Origin of the sequence: Microbacterium sp. Se63.02b, assembly GCF_014171575.1 — a bacterium.
In the GTDB taxonomy this organism is placed as follows: Bacteria; Actinomycetota; Actinomycetes; order Actinomycetales; family Microbacteriaceae; genus Microbacterium.
The window spans coordinates 632,417-651,843 of record NZ_CP050453.1 but is presented as its reverse complement, the minus strand read 5'-3'; the positions used below and the strand labels follow the sequence as shown (position 1 = coordinate 651,843).

Sequence of the window (19,427 nt, the reverse complement as noted above, 5' to 3'; positions counted from 1 at the left end):
TCGCGTCGATCGTCGGCGTCCTGGGGTCGGCGCCGGCGTGTGGTGGCTCGACGGCGCCGCTGCCCTGTTCATCTCGCTCGGCATCATCTGGGACGGTTTCCGCAACACGAAGACAGCGATCGTCGACCTCATGGACCAGCGCGCCCGCACGTACGACAGCAAGCATCCGCACCCGGTGGCGGCCGACATCGTGTCGTATTTGCGCAGCAGACCGTGGATCAAGGATGCCGCGGTGCGGGTGCGCGACCAGGGACAGGTCTTCCATGTCGAGGCATTCATCGTGCCGCGGCGGCACCGGGTGTCGGTCCACGAGACGACCGACCTGCAGAGGAAGGTCACGGACCTCGACTGGAAGATCCAGGACGTGGTGATCGTCCCGGTCGAGCAGCTGCCCGACGAGGCCGACCCCGGCCGACGCGAGACCCCGCCCGCTCTCAGCGCCACCCCATCCGGGCGGCCGTAGGCTGGAAGCATGACTTCTGCCGCCCCCGACACCATCACGATGTTCGGCGCCGACTGGTGCCGCGACTGCATCCGCACGAAGAAGCAGCTCGACGCGCTCGGCATCGAATACACCTACGTCGACCTCGTCGCCGAGCCCGCAGCGGCCGATGTCGCGAAGGAGATCTCCGGCCGCACGAACATCCCGGTCGTGGTCTACCCCGACCGGTCGCACCACGTCGAGCCGTCGAACGCCGACGTCGAGTCGAAGCTCCGCGAGCTCGCTGATCTGAGCGGGCCTCATCGCGCCGCTACACTGGCGCGATGAGCACCGAGGCTCGGCCCGAACGAGCATCCGTCCGCCTTTCCGCGCGCACGATCGTCTTGTACGCGATCGGATCGCTCGGGACCGGCGGTTACGCCACCCTGCCAGGGCTGGTGCTGACGTACTTCCTGACCGACAACCTCGGTGTCGCCGCCCTCGCCGCGGGACTCATCGTCACGGCGGCGAAGATCTGGGACGTGCTGATCGACCCGCTGATCGGTGCCGCATCCGATCGTCAGCTCGCCCGGACGGGTTCCCGGCGGGGCTTCATGGTCACGGGCGCGCTGGCGCTGCCGCTCTTCTTCGCGTTGACCTTCGCGGTGCCTCCGACGTGGGGCCCGATCGCGGGGGCGATCAGCGTGCTGCTGGCGTTCCTCGCGACCGCGACCGCATTCAGCCTGTTCCAGGTGCCGTACGTCGCACTGCCCGCAGAACTGACCGCGAGCTACGACGAGCGCACCCGCCTGCTCGGCTGGCGCGTGGTCGTGCTCACCGCGGCGATCCTGCTCTTCGGCGCCGGAGGACCCGCCCTTCGCAACGCCGGCTCGGACCCGGTCATGGGTTACCTGCTGATGGGCATCGCCTCGGGCATCGTCATCGGGATCGGCATGTTCATCGCCTCGAGGACGGCGGAGGCCGCCGCCCAGCGCACCTCGACCCCGTCGACCGCTGCCGTCTCCTCCACCTGGCGCGACCAGTACATGTCGGGGTTCCGGGCGCTCGGACGCAGTCAGCCGTTCCGCGCGCTGCTGGGCACCTTCGTGCTGCAGGCGCTCGCGACCGGCACCATGCTCGCCGGTGCGCAGTACGTCGCGACCTGGGTGCTGCGCTCGGAAGACGCCGTGACCTTCGTGTTCGTCGCGCTGGTCGGTCCTGCGCTGCTGGCGACACCGGGCTGGACCCTCATCGCCCGACGCGCGGGCAAGGAGCGGGCGTTCGCGTTCGCGAGCATCATCTTCACGGCGGCCGCGGCATCGCTGGTCGTCGCCGTGTGGACTCCCGGTGCCTGGATCTACGCCTCGGTCGCGGTCGCCGGCATCGCCTACGCAGGACTCCAGTCGCTCCCCATGGCCATGCTGCCCGACGTCATCTCCCACGACGAGCGCACGAGCGGGCCAGGCCAGGCGGGCACCTTCACGGGCATCTGGACCGCGGGTGAGACCGTCGGATTCGCGCTCGGCGCGACCGCGGTGTCGTTGACCCTCGCCGCGACGGGCTACGTCTCGACCGTCGCAGGCGCGACCGTCGAGCAGCCGGCCGCCGCCATCACGGGCATCGTGGTCAGCTTCAGCATCCTGCCCGCCGTGCTGATGGCGGCCAGCCTGCTGACTCTTCGCCGCTACCGCCTGCGCCGCGACGACATCGAGGCGGGCGCGACCTCCGCCGCCTAAGCTGGGATCCCGTCTGAAGGAGACGTCGATGACTTCTGCGAGCACCACCACCTCCGCCGCTGCGTCGAAGCGCACGCCGGGCCCCGCCGGTCCCGCGCTGGACGAGGGCGAACGCGACCGGCTCGACACCGCGATCGACGCGCTGCAGGTGGGTGCGCGCACCTGGTCAGCGCTCACGATCGCGCAGCGGGTGACGCTGCTGCGTGCGGTCCGCACGAGCGTCGCCGCCACGGCAGAGGACTGGGCGAACACCGCCGCGGCGTCGAAGGGCCTCGACGCCCGGCATCCGCTGCGCGGCGAGGAATGGCTCAGCGGACCGTACAGCGTGCTCGGCGCGCTCGACGCCTACATCGAGACCCTCTCGCGACTCGCAGCCGGAACCAACCCGCTCGACGGCGTCACGATCGACCGCGCACCCGGTGGACGCACCCGCGTGCACGCATTCCCCTGACCGGCATCGACAAGTTCCTGCTGTCGGGGTTCACGGGCGAGGTCTGGTTGGAGCCGGGAATCACGCCGGGCGCCGCGCGGGCATCGGCCGGCCTCGCACAACGCACCCCCAGTGAATCGGGCGGCGTCGGACTCGTCCTGGGCGCGGGCAACGTCACCTCCATCCCGGTGCTCGACGTGCTGTACGAGCTCCTCGCCCACAACCGCACGGCCCTGCTCAAGGTGAACCCCACGCAGGATGCCCTGGTCCCGGTGTACAAGCGCGCGCTCGCACCGCTCATCGAGCCGGGCCTGCTGCGCATCGTCCGCGGCGGCCCGGCGGTCGGCACGTATCTCACCGGGCATCCTGGGCTCGTGCACGTGCACATCACCGGGTCGGCCGCCACGTTCGACACCATCGTCTGGGGTCCGTCGAAGGGCGAGGGCGCCGCCGCCACGAAGCGTCGGCGGCGCGAGAAGCGGCCGCTGCTGAAGAAGCCGATCACCGCGGAACTCGGCGGCGTCTCACCGATCATCGTGGTGCCCGGCGCCTGGACCGACGCCGACCTCGCCTACCAGGCCGAGCACATCGCGACCATGCGCCTGCAGAACTGCGGACACAACTGCATCGCCGGGCAGGTCGTCATCCTGTCGTCCGACTGGGACCAGGCCGATGCCTTCCGCGCTGCCCTCCGACGCGCATACGCGAACGCCCCGGAGCGTCCGATCTGGTATCCGGGATCGCCCGCGCGGATGGACCTGGCCACCGAGGCGTACCCCGACGCGCTGGTGCTCGGCGACCGCCTGCTGGTCGAGGTCGACGCCGATGCCGACGCCACCGCCCTGGAGACCACGGAGTACTTCGCGCCGGTGCTGGGTGTCGTGACGGTGCCCGGCACCGGGCAGGAGTTCCTGGACGCCGCCGTGGCCCACGCCAACGACAAGCTTCAGGGCACGCTCGGTGCGAACCTGCTGATCGACCCCGCGACCGAGAGGTCTCTCGGCGCCGGATTCGAGCGGGCGATCGCCGCACTCCGCTACGGATCCATCGCGATCAACGGCTGGACCGCTTTCGGCTTCATCACCCCGACCCTCACGTGGGGCGCGTACCCCGGCAGCACGATCGAGGACGTCGGCAGCGGCATCGGCGTGGTGCACAACGCGCTGCTGCTCGACGGCGTCGAACGCTCCGTCCTCCGCGGCCCGTTCCGTCCGTTCCCGCGGTCCCTGCCGATCGCGAACGGCGGGGGACGCCTCACGATCCTGCCGAAGCCGCCGTGGTTCGTCTCGGCGCGTACGGGCGCAACTGTGAGCGAGGGGCTGACCCGGTACCGCGTGGACGGCCGCATCGCAGGACTCATGAAGACCCTGACGAAGGCGCTGCGGGCGTAAGGAGCGGAGTCCCGCGTTCAGGCGCGGGCGAAGCCGTCGGTCGCGTCTCGTAGCGCCTGCTGCGTCGCCGGCTCTGTGGCGGAGTGGCCGGCATCGTCGACCACGACGAACTCGGCCTCCGGCCAGGCACGGTGCAGGTCCCACGCCGTCATCATCGGGGTGCACACATCGTGCCGCCCCTGCACGATGACCGTCGGGATGTGGCGGATGCCGGGGACGCCGGCGATCAGCTGCCCCTCCTCCCACCAGCCACGATGGACGAAGAAGTGGTTCTCGATCCGGGCGAAGGCGGTGGCTGCGCGCGGGTCGGACATCGCGGCGATCTGCGCGGCGTCGGGAACCAGCGTGACGGTCGATGCCTCCCACGTGGCCCAGGCGACCGCCGCAGGAACGTGCACGGCCGGGTCGGGATCGAACAGCCGACGGTGGTATGCCTCGATCATGCGCGAGCGTTCGAGCACCGGGATCGGCGCGATGAAGCTCTCCCAGAGATCAGGGAACAGCGCGGCGGCCCCTCCTTCATAGAACCATTCGAGCTCCACCCGGCGCAGAGTGAAGATCCCGCGGAGCACGAGCTCGGTCACGGCATCGGGGTGCGCCTGTGCGTACGCGAGCGCGAGGGCACTGCCCCAGGATCCGCCGAAGACCTGCCACTTCTCGATCCCGAGGTTCCTGCGGAGGAGATCGATGTCGGCGATCAGGTGCGCCGTCGTGACATACCGGAGGTCGGCGTCCGGCTCACTCGCGTGCGGCGTGCTGCGGCCGCATCCGCGCTGGTCGAACAACACGATGCGATAGAGCTCCGGGTCGAAGAACCGCCGCTGCCAGGGAGAGGTCCCGCTGCCGGGCCCCCCGTGCAGGAACACCACCGGCTTGCCCTCGGGGTTGCCGCTGACCTCCCAGTAGATGCGGTTCCCGTCACCGACGAGCAGTTCGCCCGTCTCGTACGGTTCGATCGGTGGATACAGTGCATCCGTGTTCGTCATCTTCGGTCCCCCGGCCGGTCGTGCAGTGGTGCTCTCCCCACGGTAGCGGACGCCGAGCGCGCTGCCCGCTACGGGTCCAGCTGGTCGGCGGGCAGCGTCAGCACCTGCGCGCAGACGCCGAGGCCGTTCTGATACCCCTCGGCGAACCAGCGCTGTCGCTGCTCGCTGGAGCCGTGCGTCCAGCTTTCGGGGTTCGAGAAACCGGACTGCTCCTGGATGTGATCGTCGCCGACCGCGAACGCGGCGTTCAGCGCATCGATGCGCTGCTTCTCCGTGGTCGGCTGCAGGTACGGAACCCCCTTGCTGTCGGTCTCCTCCGAGATTCGTCCGATCCAGGCACCCGCGTAGCAGTCGGCCTGCAGTTCGGTGCGGACGCCGTTGCTTCCGGGACCGGTGCCGTTGTTCGGGTAGTCGTCCATGACCCCGGTGATCCACTGGATGTGGTGGCCCCACTCGTGCCCGACGATGTAGAGCTGGGCGAGTTCGCCGGCCGATGCGCCGAACTGCTCCTGCATCAGCTGGAAGAAGGTCGGGTCGATGTAGACCGTCTCGTCGCCCGGGCAGAAGAACGGCCCGACCGCGTTGGATGCCGTGCCGCAGGCCGTGTTCGTCGCCCCGTCGACCACGATGAATCCGGGCTTGCGGTATCCCTCGACCTCGTCGGCCCAGAAGTCGTCGAGCACGAGCTGCGCACCCGCCATGCGGCAGTCGACGTCGTCGTTCGCCTGCGCACCGGTGTCGCAGTCCTCGATGACCGATCCGCCCGCGGGCTCACTGCCTCCGCCCGGCGTCCCGCCGCCCAGCAGCCCGGTCAGGTCGATGCCGAGCAAGGGGCCAGCGATGAGCGCGATGATGCCGAGCACGCCCCACCGGCACCGCCGGCGATGGCGGCGGTGCGTCCTCGTCGGCGGGTGGTGTTGCCCGAGATGTCGGCGTCGGGATTGAAGGTCATGCGTCGAGGGTACTCCGCGCGGAGGGGCACCGAACGGACGTAGGCTCGGGGCATGACGACCACGATCACCATCACCGGCGCGGGCGGACAGATCGGCTACGCACTCCTCTTCCGCATCGCGGCAGGAGACATGCTCGGCCCTGATGAGAAGGTGCGCCTGCGACTGCTGGAGATCCCGCAGGGTCTCGGCGCAGCGGAAGGCGCAGCGCTCGAGCTCCAGGACGGCGCGTTCGGCCTGCTCGAGCACGTCGAGGTGACGGACGACCCCGCGGTCGGCTTCGACGGCTGCGACCTCGCCCTCCTCGTCGGTGCACGACCGCGCGCGGCCCCGGCATGGAGCGCGCCGACCTGCTCGCAGCGAACGCCGGCATCTTCGGGCCGCAGGGCGCGGCGATCGCGGCGAACGCGGCATCCGGTGTCCGCGTCACGGTCGTCGGCAATCCCGCGAACACCAACGCCCTCATCGCTGCGGCCTCTGCCGACGGCGTGCCGGCGGAGAGGTTCGCCGCGCTGACACGTCTCGACGAGAACAGGGCTCGTGCGCAGCTCGCACAGACGCTCGGCGCCCCCGTGCACACCGTGCGCCGCGTCCCCATCTGGGGCAACCACTCGGCCACGCAGTTCCCCGACATCTCGCATGCGACAGTGGGCGGCCGCCCCGTCGGCGACGCGCTCGAGCAGATCGTGGGCGACGTGCCGACCTGGCTCGACCAGACCTTCATCCCTCGCGTGGCGAAACGCGGCGCGGAGATCATCGAGGTGCGCGGATCGTCGTCGGTGGCCTCTGCCGCGAACGCGACCATCGAGCACACCCGCGACTGGGTCACGGGCACGGACGACTGGACCTCCGCCGGCGTCGTCTCGCACGGCGAATACGGCGTGCCTGAGGGGCTCGTCTCGTCGTTCCCGGTGCGCTCCGTCGACGGCGAGTGGAAGATCGTCGAGGGGCTCGAGGTGAGCGATTGGGCACGGAAGCGCATCGATGCCTCGGTGGCCGAACTGCTGCAGGAACGCGAGACGGTTCAGGCCCTCGGCCTCGTGTGAATCCGGTCACCGCTCCCCTCGGCGACAGGGCAGAATGGATGCCGGAGGTGCGCGATGAGCGAGACGATTGATCCCACGAAGACCACGGCGTCGGTCGAGGCGGCTCTGACGAGTCCCCTGCACCTGCCGCACGATGCCGCAGCGTGCCCGAAGTGCTTCACCGAGCTGCAGCAGAACCGCAACTTCTGGACAGCGCGGCCCGACGGCTCGCGGCTGGTCGGGCTCGTCGTCTCGCGCGAGGGGATGCCGTCGGTCGTGCAGCAGCGTGACGACCTCACCCGTTTCGGCGTGCCGATCGAGGGCTTCCGTCACCCGGCACCCGACATCCTGGAGAGCTGGAACGACCGCCTCGCGCGCCTCATCTCCACGCTGCGCACAGGAGACGTCGTGGTCGTCGCGAACATCAAGGCCCTCGGACTCGACGCCGAGGAGGGCGCGCGCACGGTCGCGGAGCTGCGCCGCCACGGCATCATCGTCAAGGTGCTGAACCACGACGCACGGCACCTCGCCGACGCCGCAGCCGCGCGCTGACCCGCGACTCCGCGCGAAGCCTCAGTCGCCGTATGGCGCTTCGGGGAACTCCGTCTGCTTCGGCTGCGGGTCGACCGGCGTGCCGTCCTCGTTGTAGTACACCGGGCTCCCCTCCTCGGGGAAGTAGAACCGCGGCTGCCAATCCGGCCCCTCGAACGCGGGGAAGCGCAACGACGCGCCCTCGTATGCCAGTTCGCCGCCGAAGACCATGTCCGACAGGTCGGCCGCATCGCCCGGGATGCACCCCGGCGTCGCGGACACCCAGATGGTGTTGCGTGCCGGCCAGATGGTGACGACACCGCGCCCGATGTCACCCCCGGTGCCGATCACGTTCACCTCTTGCCGATCGCCTTCGCCGAGCGTCGAGGTCTTCGCGGTCACTCCCACCTCGTCGAAGCCCGCGATCGCCGCCTCGACCACCGCATCGACGTCGATCGGCTCCTGCGGCTCGAGCAGGCGAGACCAGGAGAACGTGTAGCCCGACGGCTCGCCGTTGATCCTGCAGGGGATCGGGGACGCGCCGAACGCCCCCTGGTCCACAACCCACTCGCCCTCATGGATCGCCATGATCACCGAGTGCATGGCCGTGGCATAGGCGACGTAGTGCTTCTCCCCGTCGCGATACAGCGCATCACCCGTCGGCGCCGTCGTGGAACCACAACCCGTCATCGCCATCACCAATCCGACGGCCGCTGCCGCCATCGCTCCGCGCTGCCACCTACCGCGCATCCGTCGTCCCATCCGCTCAGAAATCGATGAGCGCGTACTCATCGCTGATCCACCAGTTGCCCGCATCCCAGAAACCCTGTGTGCTGCCCTCGCCGCCCCGTTCGGTTCCCGGCTGGCCGGTCATGATGATCTCACCCACGTTGTAGAACGACTCCGAACCCGGCTCGAGGTAGGCGCCGGGGCCGAGGGCGTCATGTCCGGTTGCAGCCGGGAGACTCTCCCCGCGTGCGTCGACGCCACCATCACTATCGAACACGGTAGCGCCTGGCAGGCGCTCGGGGCTGACAGGATGCCCGGGAGCTGTGCCGCGGCCGACCCTGGCGACCGCGTCGTCTTCCGAGATCGTCGCGTAGAGCTGCGGCGGGCCGCCGTTGGAGAGGTTCTCGACCACCGTCGGGTCCTTCGGGAATCCGGCGGACCCCACCGCGATGAACGACGTGACGCCGAGGCCGTCCGCCTGCGACCCGATCGCAAGAGCGGCCGTCGTGCTGCCGTAGGAATGGGCGATCACGTTCACATGCATCGGCATCGGGCGACAGGGCGCGCACGGCCAGGAGATACGACCGCAGCGCGGCCGCACCGTCTTCCGCCCGCGACATCGCCGGCTCCTCCAGCAGATCGGGAGTGTCGTAGCCGAACCAGACGACGGTGGCGGACCCCTCGCCGACCCGGAGGTTGAGCGCCTGCGCGGACTGCCCCCAGCTGAAGAGGTCGTCGACGTTGCCGTTCATCCCGGGGACGAGGGTGTTGATCTCCGACGCGGTCGAGAGGTCGCCGTAGGCGAGTGCCGCGGTCACCTGTTCCGCGCCGTCCGGATCGAAGCTGATCAGATTCGGCTTCGGCACCGCACCTGTCGTCAGCGCCCGCCAGACCGCGGCGAGCTCGTCGCGATGCGGACCTTCGGGCTCGGTCTCGAGCAGTTCCTCCAGCCGCGCGGCGTTGACCGTCGCGCGCACATCCCAGGGCACCCGTCGAGGTTGCCGACGACGGCGGGGTGATTGTCGATGAGCTCCTGCTGCAGCTCGGGATTCTCCGCCCAGAGCCGTGCGACCTCTTCCGGGCTCGTCGCCGCGAGGAGGTCGGCGAGGAGATCGCGCGCCTCGTTCGTCAGCACGGCCCCGGTACCACCGGCGAGCTCGGACAGCGCGGCGGCGTAGGCGGCATCCCAGTCCCCGTAGAACCGCTCGTACTGGGTCCACAGCTCGTCGAGGGCGTCTTTCGCGGCGTCCCGGACGCCGATGGCCTCGGTGACCGCGTCGTTCGTGTCGTCGATCTCGGACTGGTCGTCGCCATAGGCGGCAGCCATCGCGGCGCGACCGGCGTGATCGGCGGCGATGTTGAGCCTCGACCACTCCGCGTGCGCGGCCTCGATGTCATCGATCAGATCGTTGGCCGGCTTGGCGTGCGCGTCGAAGGCGTCGGCATAGCGCTGCAGAACGCCCGCCAGCAGCTGCGCCTCGGCGATGTCGCCGGGGAGCGCGCCGGCGAGGTCGTTCGCGTCCGTACGAACGGCTGTGACGGAGCGTCCGACGCCGGGCAGGTCTTGCGCGGCGTGCGCGGCCGTGCGCAGATCTCCGAGCCGGTCGGCCACCCGCGTGAACAGGTTGCTCCAATACGCCATCGAGCCGGTGTTGCCGTCGAGGCGTTCGAGCGGATATCCGCGATTCGGCGAGGTGAGACTCACGGACGATCACCGCCCGTGAGTTCGACGTCGAGTTCGGAGTACTTGGCGGCGATCGCGGCGATGTCGGCTGCGAGAGCGTCGCCGGACTCGATGCGGTCGTATGCCCTGTCGTGCAGGGCCGTCAATCGTCGGTGCATCTCGAGACGGAGTCCGACGCGCTGTGCGGGATTGTCGACCCCGGTGTCCTCCCCCTGGACGCTCGCGGCCTCCGTCAGCAGTTGAGTGGTCGCGGTGGTGAGTGCACTGGAGGCGCCGTTCAACTCCGCATAGAAGATCTCGACATCTGACATGGCCATTCCCCCCGGTTCCGCCAGGTCCACCCTATCCGTGCCGCTGCGGCGAGACGATGGGGAGAACTGCCCATCGGGCGCCCCGCGCCGATGGACCGGGCCTGACACGACGGAAGGGGCCGACGGCGAACCGTCGACCCCTTCCGGGAAACCGTGTGTCAGCTGCCGGCGAGCTGCTGATCCAGGTCCTGGATCGCCCGCATCATCCCGAGCAGCGACTCCGACATGTCGTTGATGCCATCGACCGCGGTCTTCAGACCCGTCGTCAACTCCGTGTACCCCTCACCGAACTTCCCCGACGCATGCTGCGTCTTGAAATCCTCACCCAGAAGAGTGTCCACCTGACCCTTCAACGTGTCCAACTGCCCCTGAATGTCATCACGAGCCTGCGACAGCGACGACGCCACCTGCTCCATCTCTGCATAAGACGCACCGAAATCGGCCATCGTCCACACCTCCGGAAATCGAACGGAACGGACCCCTCCGGCCCGAATACACCCACCCTACGAGACCCCACACACCACCGTCGATGGGCACAACTCCCCATCCACCCCGCCGCGGCGTCAGATCCTCCACCGGCTGCGCGCCCTCTTCTCGGTGTACTCGACGAATGCAGCGATGCTCTCCGCGTCTGCCCGCACGGCGAGCTCGGTGAGCGCCGCAGCCCCCAGACCACGACGGTGCACCTTCACGACGATCGAGCGCATGCTCGTCGTCGACGCGTGCGACAGCGGTTCGATGAAGCTGCTCCACCGACGCAGGTCGGCCGCATCGAGCTCGGCTCGGTACCTCCGCCCGAGACGGGCCAGGCGCCGCCCTCCGGCCTTCCGCTTCCCGAAGGCTTCGGCGTCGAGATCATCGCCGCGGCTCTGGAACACCTTCGTCTGGCGCTGTGCGACCGCGGCGATCACCTCGACGACCTCCGCGGCGTACGCCGGCATGCCGCGGAGCAGCCTTCGTTCCTCGGCCACCCACCGTCGCAGCAGCAGCTCTTCGCATTCGTCGCACAGTCGTGCGGGCAGGACACCGTCGACCGCATAGCCGCACTCGCACGCGACCCCTCGGCGCCGGGGACCGCGATGCGGGCGTCCACCCAGCTTCTCGCGCAGCGACGACGCACCCACCGCGCTGCGCCCGAGTTCGTCGACGAGGACGCCCTCGCCGCTCCGCCGCTGCCTGTCCGCGACCAGCGCCAGCCACCGCTCCTGGTCAGCCGGGCGGATCAGGTCCAGGGCCGATGCCGCATACTCGTCGAGCACCGCCGTGATCTCCGCCTCCTGCGCTGCCCGCTTCCGCGCGGATGCCGAGGTGACCCCCGGCCAGGACGGAAGTCGCGCGCGGACGCGAGCTCGCATCCGCGCGTCGCCGGCGACCTCCCACGCCGCATGCACGGCGGCCAGTGGTGCATTCACCGCGAGGACACCGCTTTCGAACTCGTCGACGGCATCCTGCGCACCCATGCTCTCAGCGTAAAGGCCCGGAGACGACGAAGAGGGCCGACCGTCCTGGTCGACCCTCTTCGAGAAGCTGTGCGTGTCAGCTGCCGGCGAGCTGCTGATCCAGGTCCTGGATCGCCCGCATCATCCCGAGCAGCGACTCCGACATGTCGTTGATGCCATCGACCGCCGTCTTCAGACCCGTCGTCAACTCCGTGTACCCCTCACCGAACTTCCCCGACGCATGCTGCGTCTTGAAATCCTCACCCAGAAGAGTGTCCACCTGACCCTTCAACGTGTCCAACTGCCCCTGAATGTCATCACGAGCCTGCGACAGCGACGACGCCACCTGCTCCATCTCTGCATAAGACGCACCGAAATCGGCCATCGTCCACACCTCCGGAAATCGAACGGAACGGACCCCTCCGGCCCGAATACACCCACCCTACGAGACCCCACACACCACCGTCGATGGGCACAACTCCCCATCCACCCCGCGCGTACGGGATCAGCGGCGGACGAACATGGACCGGATCCGCACCCACAACGGATCCGCCTCCGACAGACCGGAGACGAGATGCATGACTCCCCCGACCTGCCCGAGGCCCGCCACCAGAGCGATCACTCCGATGGCGGCCGAGGCCGCCGTCATCGAGGTGACTCCGGCTCCCAGATCACGGACGAACAGGGCGATGCCGCCGACGGCCACCAGCAGGGCGAGTGTCGCCGAGACGAGCCGCACGAAGACGCGAGGTTCGAAGTTCGCGGTGCGCGCCCGGAGCCAACCACCCGCGCGGCGCTGCCGCCCGCCTGTCGTGTACGGCACACGAAGCCACCAGGAGGCGGCCGACAGGATCCGCCGGCCGCTCCACCACAGCGCGACCAGGACGGCGAGTCCGGCCAGTGCGACGATCACCGCGATCACGATCACCGCCAGGTCGACCGGAGCGAGCGACCCGCCCAGCATCCGCACGGCTTCGATCATCCCGGCCGTGACGAACGCGCCGCCGATCGCCAGCGTGAAACCCAGGAGGCCCAGAGCCCACCGCGACCAGCGCTCGAAGTCCGTCCGCAGCACCGCGGCTGCGCGATCCGCATCCACCGGACGGGCGTCCTGCGTGCGCGCCGCATCGATCAGGGGTCGCGACTCGGGTCGGATCAGCGCAAAAGCCATGGACCCAGGTTATTCGCCGTCCAGCGGCGCCTCGAACCGCGCCCCTCGGGGAGCTGCGGCTCGACGCCATCGGGAAGGTACTGCGTCATCGACAGGGCGAACGCCGTCAGCACCGTGAGCTCGTGCCGCTGCGCCGGATCCGAGCACATCCCCATGATGAGGACCGTGCCGGCATCGTCGGGCAACCGGATCTCGCCGACCGTCATCACCGCGTCGACGCCGCCCCGCGACACCAGGCCGCTGGACACCGTGCCCACGCGATCGTCCGGCGAGGTGAACGTCTCGGCCGTGCTGTCGTCCCCGAACCGCCCCAGCGGGAGCAGCCGGTGCAGAGCAGCGGAATCCGCCACCTCGTCGGCCGTCGTGGCCACGACGTTCGTGCACAGGAACGACACGGCCGGCCGTTCGCCCAGCACGATCGACACACCGGCGAAGTCGAACGGCACATCGGAGAACATGCGGACCCCCGCGTGGAACCCCTCCGTGATCGATGCGCGCGCCTCGTCGGGGAGCCATCCCTCGCCGCTCTCCAGATACCGGTCGATCCACTCCTGCGGCGAGCGGTCACCGAGCGCTCGGAACTCGATCCACCCCTGCGGCATCCGCTGCCACACCCGATGTCGAGACTGCTGCGCGGCGGTCACAGCTCGTCGTCCGTCTTCGGGCCGTCGCCGCGGATCGTGTTCGCCGCCCGCTCGGCGAGGTTCTGCCACGGGCCCCCAGGCTCGACGAAGCTCTGGCCGTTGTCATGCGCATCCTTGGCGGACGACATCATCCAGTAGGTGTTCGCGACCATGTTGCTCATGTTGATGTTGAGCGTCACCGCCAGGGTTCCCGCGGCCGTGCCACCACCCGCGAGGGCCGGTGTCATCCGCTGGATCGACGGGACCAGCACCGCACCACCCGGGCCGATCAGCGACTTCGCGGCCGCGCCGAGCGCACCGCCCGCGAGCAGGCCGAGGGCCCCCACCGCGAAGTCCGTCCACGAGCCGCGGCCGGTGAGCGCCTGGAGCCCGTCGATGGCCACGAGGGCGATCGACATGATCAGCGCCACGGTGCCGAGCACCGGGATGAAGATCGAGAGGATCGCGATGATCGGCAGCGCCGCCCGGAGGATGTCCTCCAGGATCGGCACGACGTTGTCCATGAGCCACTCGCCGGCATCGGCCAGCCAGTCGCCTGCGCCCTCGAGGAAGTTGGAGAACGCGTTGCCCTTGTACGCGCTGAGCGTCTCGCTCGCACCGACCAGTTGCTGCGCTGCCACGGCCGCATCCGTGTCGACGTCGGTCTTGAGCCGGTGCGCGGCGGCGACGATGTCGTCGAGTTCGCCCTGGGCGGTCGCGAGGGCGCTGGAGGCCGCCGAGAGCGCATCGGGGTCGGCATCCTCGGCGTCGGCGTCCTCGGTGGCCTTCGACTTGGCCGTCGCCTTGTTGCTGACGCTCGCGGCGGCGACAGCGGCCTGCTCCTCGAGTTCCCGCGCGCGAGCCTGGTACCCCGACAACTGGGTGACCCAGGCGCTGAGCGCATCGCGCGACGTCCGCAGCGCGGACCCCGTGTCCGTCAGGTGCGGACGGAAGTCCTCGCTCATCGCTGCGCGGAAGGCGACGGCCGCCTCACCGCTCCAGGCCGCGTCGTCATCCCCGTTGAGCATCGCCAACGCGTCGTCGACGCTGTCGCACCCGGAGGAGAGACCGAGGACGAAGTCCTCGAGCTGCCCGACGTCGCCGGGGGCCGGATCGAATCCCAGCGAGGGGAACGCGCTCACGATGCCGCTCCGCCCTCGGGCTCCATGCTCGCGGCGAGCTCGGAGTCGAGTCCCTGGAACGCTTCGAGGATGCCCTGCAAGCCCTTGCCTGCATCCTCGGCGTAGCGGCCGAGCTTGTCGAGGCCGCCGCCCCACGAGTCGTGGAGGTCTTCGAGGCGTCGCCGCAGCTCGTCTTGCGGAACGGCAGCACCGGAGACGTCTCCGAGGCCGCTGGTCGCCGCGTCGAGCGATGAACGCATGTTCGCGTACGCCGTGCGGCTCGCCTCCATCGCGGCGTAGTCGATACTCACATCAGTCATGGTGTCCCCCCTCGGTCGAGTCGAAACAGGGGCGTCGACTCACGGTCGACGCCCCTCTTCGAGAAGCTGTGCGTGTCAGCTGCCGGCGAGCTGCTGATCCAGGTCCTGGATCGCCCGCATCATCCCGAGCAGCGACTCCGACATGTCGTTGATGCCATCGACCGCGGTCTTCAGACCCGTCGTCAACTCCGTGTACCCCTCACCGAACTTCCCCGACGCATGCTGCGTCTTGAAATCCTCACCCAGAAGAGTGTCCACCTGACCCTTCAACGTGTCCAACTGCCCCTGAATGTCATCACGAGCCTGCGACAGCGACGACGCCACCTGCTCCATCTCTGCATAAGACGCACCGAAATCGGCCATCGTCCACACCTCCGGAAATCGAACGGAACGGACCCCTCCGGCCCGAATACCACCACCCTACGAGACCCCACACACCACCGTCGATGGGCACAACTCCCCATCCACCCACCCGCGGCGTCAGACGTTCAGCACCCAGTCGTCGCCCGGGCGGACCACCGCGGCGACGAGCTCGTCGAGACGTTCCTGGTCGACCCGCGGGGTGAATCCGCGGAGCGTCGCCGATGCCAGCGCGGCCTCGGCGAAGGGCTCGACGAACGCCAGCCCGTACGGCACGACCGGCCCGAGCATCGCGCACACCGTCGCCCCCTCGCCGAAGAAGATCCAGCGGCGGGTCGCGAAGTCGAGACCGTTCTCGCGCTGCGCGAGCGTGGACGAGAAGCCGGTGCCCAGCGACTCCGTCTCGGTGAGCCGGGGGTGACCGGCAGGATCGCGGTGTTCGACCAGAGGAAGTCCGCCTGCTCCTGACGGGAGAGCTCGTGCGTGATCACCGAGAGATCATCAACGGGGCGACCACGCCGCCGTCGACACCGACGATGAGCAGCAGCCGCCGGTCGTCGTCGACCTCGGCCATCACCGCACGGAGAGCGTCTTCGATCGTCGCGGCGGTCGCCGAGTGCGCGCCCGCGTCACGGGTGAACTCCGCGGCGGTCTGATGCGCCCACGCCGCCTGCTCCTGCGGCGAGAGCCGGTCTGCGGGCACCGGGATCACGCGGTCGGGCGCATAGGTGATCGCGAGCTCCATCAGCGCACCGTCCAGGTGAACGTGCTGACGTGGGTGTCGAACAGCGCGGTCCAGAGCGTGAGGTTCGGGTGATCGGCGGGGAGGTCGGCCTCGTGCGTCACCGTCGCGGTCCACTGCACCGCCTCGGTGAGCCTCGTCCCCGGGACCGGGATCAGGTAGTTGATGAGCAGCGAAGCGACATCCTCGCCGTCGACCGTCACCTCGCGGCGCTCGGTCCATCGCACGATGCGCTGCCCCTCGCCGATCGCGACGCCCTCGTGATGCCGGATCGCGCTCTCCACGATCTGCTCGAGAGTCGCCTCGGGAGAGGACGAGCGCTTGAGCCCCACCAGCGTCGCCGCCCCGATGGCCCAGCTCGGCGCCGCCTCGCCGGCGAAGGCGTAGGCGAATCCCTGACGGGCGCGCAGCCCTTCCAGCACCTCGTGCACCTTGCCGGCGAGCACCGGCCCGAAGGCGGTGTTCTGAGCGCCCTGCAGACGCGCCTCGGCCCGACGGATCAGGTCACGCTCCGTCGTCTCGCTGAGGTCGAACGCCTCCCACCCCGGAGGGAGGAGCATCCGATAGGGCGGGATGATCGTGCCGGTCGTCCCCGTCAATTCCGCGCGCAGGCTGCTCATCGTCTCAGTCTTCCATGGGGGCGGCTCGCGCCGCGGACGGTCAGGAGAACGGGTTCTGATCAGGGTCGAACGTCCCCGACCATGCGCCGCCCGCGCTGTCCTTGATGCCGCCGGCGATCGCGAAGTGCGAGGCGAAGACGTTGCCGACCATGTCGAGCGTCTGCACACCGGTCATCTGTGCGGCGAACGATGCGGTGCCGTTGCCCGTGAACAGACGCGCCGAGAACTCGGCGAATCCGGTGGTGAAGCCACCGCGGATCTGGCTGAGCGTGCTCAGCGGGGCACGGCCGGCGAAGGCGTTGACGAACCGCATGCCGTCGGCGCCGAAGTCGGCACCCCGGATCATGGCGATCGGGCCACGGGCGAACTTGATCGCCGGGCCGATCAGCGGATGACCCCGATGACCCCGAACACCACATCGATGACGGAGCCGTTCCCCCTGGCCAACCGGGCGACCGCGACGATGAGCGTGGCGATGGCGACGATCGCGGCGAGCGCGGCGATGATCGGACCACCGACGATGATCGCGAGCACGGCGAGGACGATGCCGGCCACCGCGAGGAAGTCCGACATGAACTGCAGGAACCCGTCGAGGTTGTCCCACGTGCTGTCCTCGATCTTGTCGGAGGTGTCTTCGCGGATGTTGTTCGCCGCGTTCGTGAAAGCCGTGTGCCACGAGTTCCATTCGCGGTCGTAGTCGGCCGCACGGGCGTCCCAGTCGCCGCGCGCGCCCGTCGCGGCACCGGCGGCCGCGTCGGCAGCATCGTCACGGGCATCCTCCGCCGCCTGTCGGGCCTGATCGTCGTCGGCGTCCGCGCCCGTCGGATAGTCGGGCACCTGCGACTGGGCCGTCGCCGCGGCGTCCTTCTTCTGCTGGTACGTGGCCCACAGCTCGACGAGGTCGTCGAGGATCGGATCGATCGCGGTCTTCGACGACTCGAGGTCGGACGCGTACTGCACGATGTGCGGCGCGACCGCGTCGTAGAGATCGGCAGCGCGTCCGAGCTCGGCGTGCATCTTGCCGGAGACCTCGGCCAGTTTGTCGACGGACTTGCCCTCCATGTCGGCGCCGTTGTCGACGAGACGCTGCAGCAGCGTGGCGGAGTCGCTCATCGCGTTCGCGAGTTCCTGCAGTGCGTTGCCCCGGTCGCGGATCGACTCGACGTCACCGGTGAGCGCACCGATGGGGTGGCCGGCCGGCGAGGTCATCGGCATGTGCTCGTACACGATCAGCCTCCGTTGTTCTCGGACTTGGATGCGGCATCACGGTCGAAGTCCTGGAACCCCGTGATCACTGCGGCGACGTGCTCCTCGACCTTCTTGCAGTCGTCCATGAGCCGCTTGCGGCGGTCGTCCCAGCGACCTTCGAAGTCGGATGCCGCGTCGCGCAGGGCACGCTCGCCGTACGGGGAACCCACGGCGCTCTCGAGATCGTTGCTCCGCGAGCCGGCGTTCTCGAACTCCTCGATGATGTTCTGCAGCGCGGTCCGCAGCGGCTCCAGATCGTCGTATCTCAGCTTGACACCGTCACCCATGTCAGCCCCCCTCGTGGAATGTTCAGATCGAGGGGACCCGCGTGAAGCGCGTCCCCTGAAAGCATGTCGGTTCAGCTGCCTCCCGGCGGCCGATCCTCGTCGACGGCACCGGTGCGGTCGCCCCGACTACGAGAACTCTACGAAACGCACGCCCTCCGGTCGATGGGGACAACTCCCCATCCGTGTCGACGGCGCCCGCCCCGCTACCCCGTCGTGATCTTGGTGATCAGGGCGGCGGCGGCAAGGCCCACCAGAAGCGGGACCAGGCACCCCATGGCCGCGGCGCGACCGCCCTTCGGTGCGGCGAACAACGCCTCCCGACGCGTGCGTCGAGCGGAATCCGTGTCTGCGAGTCCGGCGGGCTGTTCCGCACGGCCACGCGCCTCCAGCACGGAGACCAGAGCGGCGAGGTCGGCGACCCACTCCCAGTACGCGGGCTCCGCCATCGGGAGGTGCCGACGCGAGAGCACGAACACGCGATCGCCCACGATCTCGATGTCGCTCCGCTCGGCGAGGGCCATCAGCGCAGTCTGCACCTCCGGCGACAGCAGGTGACGCACCGGCTCCTCCGTCGCCCTGGCCGTGAAGACCTCGAAGCGCGAGGCGAGATCGCCGTCGAACTCCACCCGCTCCTGAGGCGGAGTCGGCTCCCAGCCTGATGCCGCGACCCCCGGCGACTTCGTCACGAGCGTCATCGCAGGCAGCGGGCTCTGCAGGTCGAACGCGGCGTAGTTGGCGACATGCGGCATGCGCGCCCGCGCGACCCAGGTGTCGAACGAGTAGTTGGCGGCCTCGAAGGGGCGGGGGTGGGCCCTGCCACGATGTCGCTCGCGATGCGCGAGGTGCCGACGCCGAAGAGGGCTGCCGGCCGCTGCGGATCGAGCTCGCCGGTGCGGTAGGTCAGCCCGTTCGCCGCCGCGAACCTCTCCAGGCGGTACTCCTCGACCTCGCGGTCGCGCGGACCTCGGAGGTGCGAACGGACCCGCACGACCGCGAGCGGCGCCACCATGAGGGCGGCCAGGATGAACGTCGTCGCGTCGGCGCCGTCCGCGCCGAACATGAACTGCACGGCCACGACGGCCAGAGCCGCGAGCACACCGGCTCCAACGACCAGCACGACCGACTGGAAGACGATCCAGCCGGAGCCGAGGACCACACCGAACTGGCGGCCCTCACGGGCGACGCGCTCGCGGCTCTCCTGGCGGGCGAGCGCAGGCTCCACCGGCGCACGCAGCGCGGTGTCGTCGAAGGTGACCGTCATCGTCCGCCCCTCCCTCGGGGTCGGGGCGTGTGCGCGCTCGC

At 69.5% G+C, this 19,427-nt stretch carries 27 protein-coding genes and 2 pseudogenes; 7 read left to right on the top strand and 22 right to left on the bottom strand.

The window, feature by feature from the left end; all coding sequences use genetic code 11:
• Window positions 1-37 precede the first annotated feature (37 nt).
• From G4G29_RS23795 to G4G29_RS03235, 5 genes are read left to right on the top strand one after another with little or no spacing between them, the layout of a single operon-like run.
• Window positions 38-463, top strand: coding sequence for a hypothetical protein (locus G4G29_RS23795; protein WP_345941202.1), 426 nt, complete (start codon window positions 38-40; stop codon window positions 461-463).
• 9 nt (window positions 464-472) lie between these two features.
• Window positions 473-769: a glutaredoxin domain-containing protein gene (locus tag G4G29_RS03245; RefSeq protein WP_183151847.1), complete on the top strand. Its 297-nt coding sequence runs from the start codon at window positions 473-475 to the stop codon at window positions 767-769.
• On the top strand, window positions 766-2,157 hold the full coding sequence (locus tag G4G29_RS03240) for an MFS transporter (RefSeq protein WP_244632362.1): 1,392 nt from the start codon (window positions 766-768) through the stop codon (window positions 2,155-2,157). The genes G4G29_RS03245 and G4G29_RS03240 overlap by 4 nt, the downstream gene beginning before the upstream one ends.
• A gap of 28 nt (window positions 2,158-2,185) precedes the next feature.
• Window positions 2,186-2,608 (top strand): hypothetical protein, encoded by a 423-nt coding sequence (locus tag G4G29_RS21175; RefSeq protein WP_244632361.1) that lies wholly within the window; start codon window positions 2,186-2,188, stop codon window positions 2,606-2,608.
• A 47-nt stretch (window positions 2,609-2,655) separates the two neighbouring features.
• Window positions 2,656-3,978 (top strand): aldehyde dehydrogenase family protein, encoded by a 1,323-nt coding sequence (locus G4G29_RS03235; protein WP_244632360.1) that lies wholly within the window; start codon window positions 2,656-2,658, stop codon window positions 3,976-3,978.
• A 17-nt stretch (window positions 3,979-3,995) separates the two neighbouring features.
• On the opposite strand, the gene pip is transcribed toward G4G29_RS03235, so the two are convergent.
• Both pip and G4G29_RS03225 read right to left on the bottom strand, forming a co-directional pair.
• On the bottom strand, window positions 3,996-4,964 hold the full coding sequence (pip, locus tag G4G29_RS03230) for a prolyl aminopeptidase (RefSeq protein WP_183151846.1): 969 nt from the start codon (window positions 4,962-4,964) through the stop codon (window positions 3,996-3,998).
• Window positions 4,965-5,032: 68 nt separating this feature from the next.
• A pseudogene (locus G4G29_RS03225) lies at window positions 5,033-5,916 on the bottom strand (neutral zinc metallopeptidase).
• Between the two features lie 52 nt (window positions 5,917-5,968).
• Between G4G29_RS03225 and G4G29_RS03220 the strand changes: the two are divergent.
• Both G4G29_RS03220 and G4G29_RS03215 read left to right on the top strand, forming a co-directional pair.
• A pseudogene (locus G4G29_RS03220) lies at window positions 5,969-6,960 on the top strand (malate dehydrogenase).
• 54 nt (window positions 6,961-7,014) lie between these two features.
• Window positions 7,015-7,491, top strand: a complete 477-nt coding sequence (locus G4G29_RS03215; protein ID WP_183151845.1) for a dehydrogenase — start codon at window positions 7,015-7,017, stop codon at window positions 7,489-7,491.
• A 21-nt stretch (window positions 7,492-7,512) separates the two neighbouring features.
• On the opposite strand, the gene G4G29_RS03210 is transcribed toward G4G29_RS03215, so the two are convergent.
• The 20 genes from G4G29_RS03210 to G4G29_RS03110 all read right to left on the bottom strand — a co-directional run bounded on the left by G4G29_RS03210 (window position 7,513) and on the right by G4G29_RS03110 (window position 19,386).
• Window positions 7,513-8,166 carry a hypothetical protein gene (locus tag G4G29_RS03210; RefSeq protein ID WP_210274234.1) on the bottom strand — a complete coding sequence of 218 codons (654 nt, stop codon included), beginning with the start codon at window positions 8,164-8,166 and terminating at the stop codon, window positions 7,513-7,515.
• Between the two features lie 70 nt (window positions 8,167-8,236).
• Complete coding sequence (locus tag G4G29_RS21170) at window positions 8,237-8,731, bottom strand: hypothetical protein (protein ID WP_244632359.1); 495 nt, start codon at window positions 8,729-8,731, stop codon at window positions 8,237-8,239.
• 345 nt (window positions 8,732-9,076) lie between these two features.
• On the bottom strand, window positions 9,077-9,904 hold the full coding sequence (locus G4G29_RS03195; protein ID WP_183151841.1) for a hypothetical protein: 828 nt from the start codon (window positions 9,902-9,904) through the stop codon (window positions 9,077-9,079).
• Window positions 9,901-10,194: a hypothetical protein gene (locus G4G29_RS03190; RefSeq protein WP_183151840.1), complete on the bottom strand. Its 294-nt coding sequence runs from the start codon at window positions 10,192-10,194 to the stop codon at window positions 9,901-9,903. Before G4G29_RS03190 ends, G4G29_RS03195 begins: the two co-directional genes overlap by 4 nt.
• 158 nt (window positions 10,195-10,352) lie before the next feature.
• Window positions 10,353-10,640, bottom strand: coding sequence for a WXG100 family type VII secretion target (locus G4G29_RS03185; RefSeq protein WP_028501988.1), 288 nt, complete (start codon window positions 10,638-10,640; stop codon window positions 10,353-10,355).
• 117 nt (window positions 10,641-10,757) lie between these two features.
• Entirely contained in the window at window positions 10,758-11,654 is an 897-nt protein-coding gene (locus tag G4G29_RS03180; protein ID WP_183151839.1) for a hypothetical protein, read from the bottom strand.
• Window positions 11,655-11,730: 76 nt separating this feature from the next.
• Entirely contained in the window at window positions 11,731-12,018 is a 288-nt protein-coding gene (locus G4G29_RS03175; RefSeq protein WP_028501988.1) for a WXG100 family type VII secretion target, read from the bottom strand.
• A gap of 120 nt (window positions 12,019-12,138) precedes the next feature.
• Entirely contained in the window at window positions 12,139-12,804 is a 666-nt protein-coding gene (locus G4G29_RS03170) for a hypothetical protein (protein WP_183151838.1), read from the bottom strand.
• A complete protein-coding gene (locus tag G4G29_RS03165) occupies window positions 12,789-13,448 on the bottom strand; it encodes a hypothetical protein (protein ID WP_183151837.1) in 660 nt (219 codons plus the stop codon). Before G4G29_RS03165 ends, G4G29_RS03170 begins: the two co-directional genes overlap by 16 nt.
• A complete protein-coding gene (locus G4G29_RS03160) occupies window positions 13,445-14,569 on the bottom strand; it encodes a hypothetical protein (RefSeq protein WP_183151836.1) in 1,125 nt (374 codons plus the stop codon). Before G4G29_RS03160 ends, G4G29_RS03165 begins: the two co-directional genes overlap by 4 nt.
• On the bottom strand, window positions 14,566-14,868 hold the full coding sequence (locus G4G29_RS03155) for a hypothetical protein (protein WP_183151835.1): 303 nt from the start codon (window positions 14,866-14,868) through the stop codon (window positions 14,566-14,568). Before G4G29_RS03155 ends, G4G29_RS03160 begins: the two co-directional genes overlap by 4 nt.
• 75 nt (window positions 14,869-14,943) lie before the next feature.
• The gene (locus G4G29_RS03150) at window positions 14,944-15,231 is read right to left on the bottom strand and encodes a WXG100 family type VII secretion target (RefSeq protein WP_028501988.1); all 288 of its coding nucleotides are present in this window, start codon (window positions 15,229-15,231) and stop codon (window positions 14,944-14,946) included.
• A 117-nt stretch (window positions 15,232-15,348) separates the two neighbouring features.
• Window positions 15,349-15,519 (bottom strand): hypothetical protein, encoded by a 171-nt coding sequence (locus G4G29_RS03145; RefSeq protein ID WP_183151834.1) that lies wholly within the window; start codon window positions 15,517-15,519, stop codon window positions 15,349-15,351.
• A 196-nt stretch (window positions 15,520-15,715) separates the two neighbouring features.
• On the bottom strand, window positions 15,716-15,973 hold the full coding sequence (locus tag G4G29_RS03140; protein WP_183151833.1) for a hypothetical protein: 258 nt from the start codon (window positions 15,971-15,973) through the stop codon (window positions 15,716-15,718).
• Window positions 15,973-16,590 (bottom strand): hypothetical protein, encoded by a 618-nt coding sequence (locus G4G29_RS03135; protein ID WP_183151832.1) that lies wholly within the window; start codon window positions 16,588-16,590, stop codon window positions 15,973-15,975. Before G4G29_RS03135 ends, G4G29_RS03140 begins: the two co-directional genes overlap by 1 nt.
• Window positions 16,591-16,630: 40 nt before the next feature.
• Entirely contained in the window at window positions 16,631-16,936 is a 306-nt protein-coding gene (locus G4G29_RS03130) for a hypothetical protein (protein WP_183151831.1), read from the bottom strand.
• Window positions 16,937-16,974: 38 nt separating this feature from the next.
• Window positions 16,975-17,799 carry a hypothetical protein gene (locus G4G29_RS03125; RefSeq protein WP_210274233.1) on the bottom strand — a complete coding sequence of 275 codons (825 nt, stop codon included), beginning with the start codon at window positions 17,797-17,799 and terminating at the stop codon, window positions 16,975-16,977.
• A 20-nt stretch (window positions 17,800-17,819) separates the two neighbouring features.
• A complete protein-coding gene (locus G4G29_RS03120; RefSeq protein ID WP_183151829.1) occupies window positions 17,820-18,125 on the bottom strand; it encodes a flagellar protein FlgN in 306 nt (101 codons plus the stop codon).
• Between the two features lie 203 nt (window positions 18,126-18,328).
• The gene (locus G4G29_RS03115) at window positions 18,329-18,874 is read right to left on the bottom strand and encodes a hypothetical protein (RefSeq protein WP_210274232.1); all 546 of its coding nucleotides are present in this window, start codon (window positions 18,872-18,874) and stop codon (window positions 18,329-18,331) included.
• Window positions 18,817-19,386, bottom strand: a complete 570-nt coding sequence (locus tag G4G29_RS03110) for a hypothetical protein (protein ID WP_183151827.1) — start codon at window positions 19,384-19,386, stop codon at window positions 18,817-18,819. The genes G4G29_RS03115 and G4G29_RS03110 overlap by 58 nt, the downstream gene beginning before the upstream one ends.
• Window positions 19,387-19,427 lie beyond the last annotated feature (41 nt).

Excerpts from the sequence above, each read along its gene's own strand:
- G4G29_RS03245 (WP_183151847.1), top strand. The coding sequence starts at position 473 with ATGACTTCTGCCGCCCCCGACACCATCACGATGTTCGGCGCCGACTGG.
- G4G29_RS03240 (WP_244632362.1), top strand. The coding sequence starts at position 766 with ATGAGCACCGAGGCTCGGCCCGAACGAGCATCCGTCCGCCTTTCCGCG.
- G4G29_RS21175 (WP_244632361.1), top strand. The coding sequence starts at position 2,186 with ATGACTTCTGCGAGCACCACCACCTCCGCCGCTGCGTCGAAGCGCACG.
- pip (WP_183151846.1), bottom strand. The coding sequence starts at position 4,964 with ATGACGAACACGGATGCACTGTATCCACCGATCGAACCGTACGAGACG.
- G4G29_RS03215 (WP_183151845.1), top strand. The coding sequence starts at position 7,015 with ATGAGCGAGACGATTGATCCCACGAAGACCACGGCGTCGGTCGAGGCG.
- G4G29_RS03210 (WP_210274234.1), bottom strand. The coding sequence starts at position 8,166 with ATGGCGATGACGGGTTGTGGTTCCACGACGGCGCCGACGGGTGATGCG.
- G4G29_RS03190 (WP_183151840.1), bottom strand. The coding sequence starts at position 10,194 with ATGTCAGATGTCGAGATCTTCTATGCGGAGTTGAACGGCGCCTCCAGT.
- G4G29_RS03185 (WP_028501988.1), bottom strand. The coding sequence starts at position 10,640 with ATGGCCGATTTCGGTGCGTCTTATGCAGAGATGGAGCAGGTGGCGTCG.
- G4G29_RS03180 (WP_183151839.1), bottom strand. The coding sequence starts at position 11,654 with ATGGGTGCGCAGGATGCCGTCGACGAGTTCGAAAGCGGTGTCCTCGCG.
- G4G29_RS03175 (WP_028501988.1), bottom strand. The coding sequence starts at position 12,018 with ATGGCCGATTTCGGTGCGTCTTATGCAGAGATGGAGCAGGTGGCGTCG.
- G4G29_RS03170 (WP_183151838.1), bottom strand. The coding sequence starts at position 12,804 with ATGGCTTTTGCGCTGATCCGACCCGAGTCGCGACCCCTGATCGATGCG.
- G4G29_RS03155 (WP_183151835.1), bottom strand. The coding sequence starts at position 14,868 with ATGACTGATGTGAGTATCGACTACGCCGCGATGGAGGCGAGCCGCACG.
- G4G29_RS03150 (WP_028501988.1), bottom strand. The coding sequence starts at position 15,231 with ATGGCCGATTTCGGTGCGTCTTATGCAGAGATGGAGCAGGTGGCGTCG.
- G4G29_RS03145 (WP_183151834.1), bottom strand. The coding sequence starts at position 15,519 with ATGCTCGGGCCGGTCGTGCCGTACGGGCTGGCGTTCGTCGAGCCCTTC.
- G4G29_RS03140 (WP_183151833.1), bottom strand. The coding sequence starts at position 15,973 with ATGGAGCTCGCGATCACCTATGCGCCCGACCGCGTGATCCCGGTGCCC.
- G4G29_RS03135 (WP_183151832.1), bottom strand. The coding sequence starts at position 16,590 with ATGAGCAGCCTGCGCGCGGAATTGACGGGGACGACCGGCACGATCATC.
- G4G29_RS03130 (WP_183151831.1), bottom strand. The coding sequence starts at position 16,936 with ATGATCCGGGGTGCCGACTTCGGCGCCGACGGCATGCGGTTCGTCAAC.
- G4G29_RS03125 (WP_210274233.1), bottom strand. The coding sequence starts at position 17,799 with ATGACCTCGCCGGCCGGCCACCCCATCGGTGCGCTCACCGGTGACGTC.
- G4G29_RS03120 (WP_183151829.1), bottom strand. The coding sequence starts at position 18,125 with ATGGGTGACGGTGTCAAGCTGAGATACGACGATCTGGAGCCGCTGCGG.
- G4G29_RS03115 (WP_210274232.1), bottom strand. The coding sequence starts at position 18,874 with ATGCCGCATGTCGCCAACTACGCCGCGTTCGACCTGCAGAGCCCGCTG.
- G4G29_RS03110 (WP_183151827.1), bottom strand. The coding sequence starts at position 19,386 with ATGACGGTCACCTTCGACGACACCGCGCTGCGTGCGCCGGTGGAGCCT.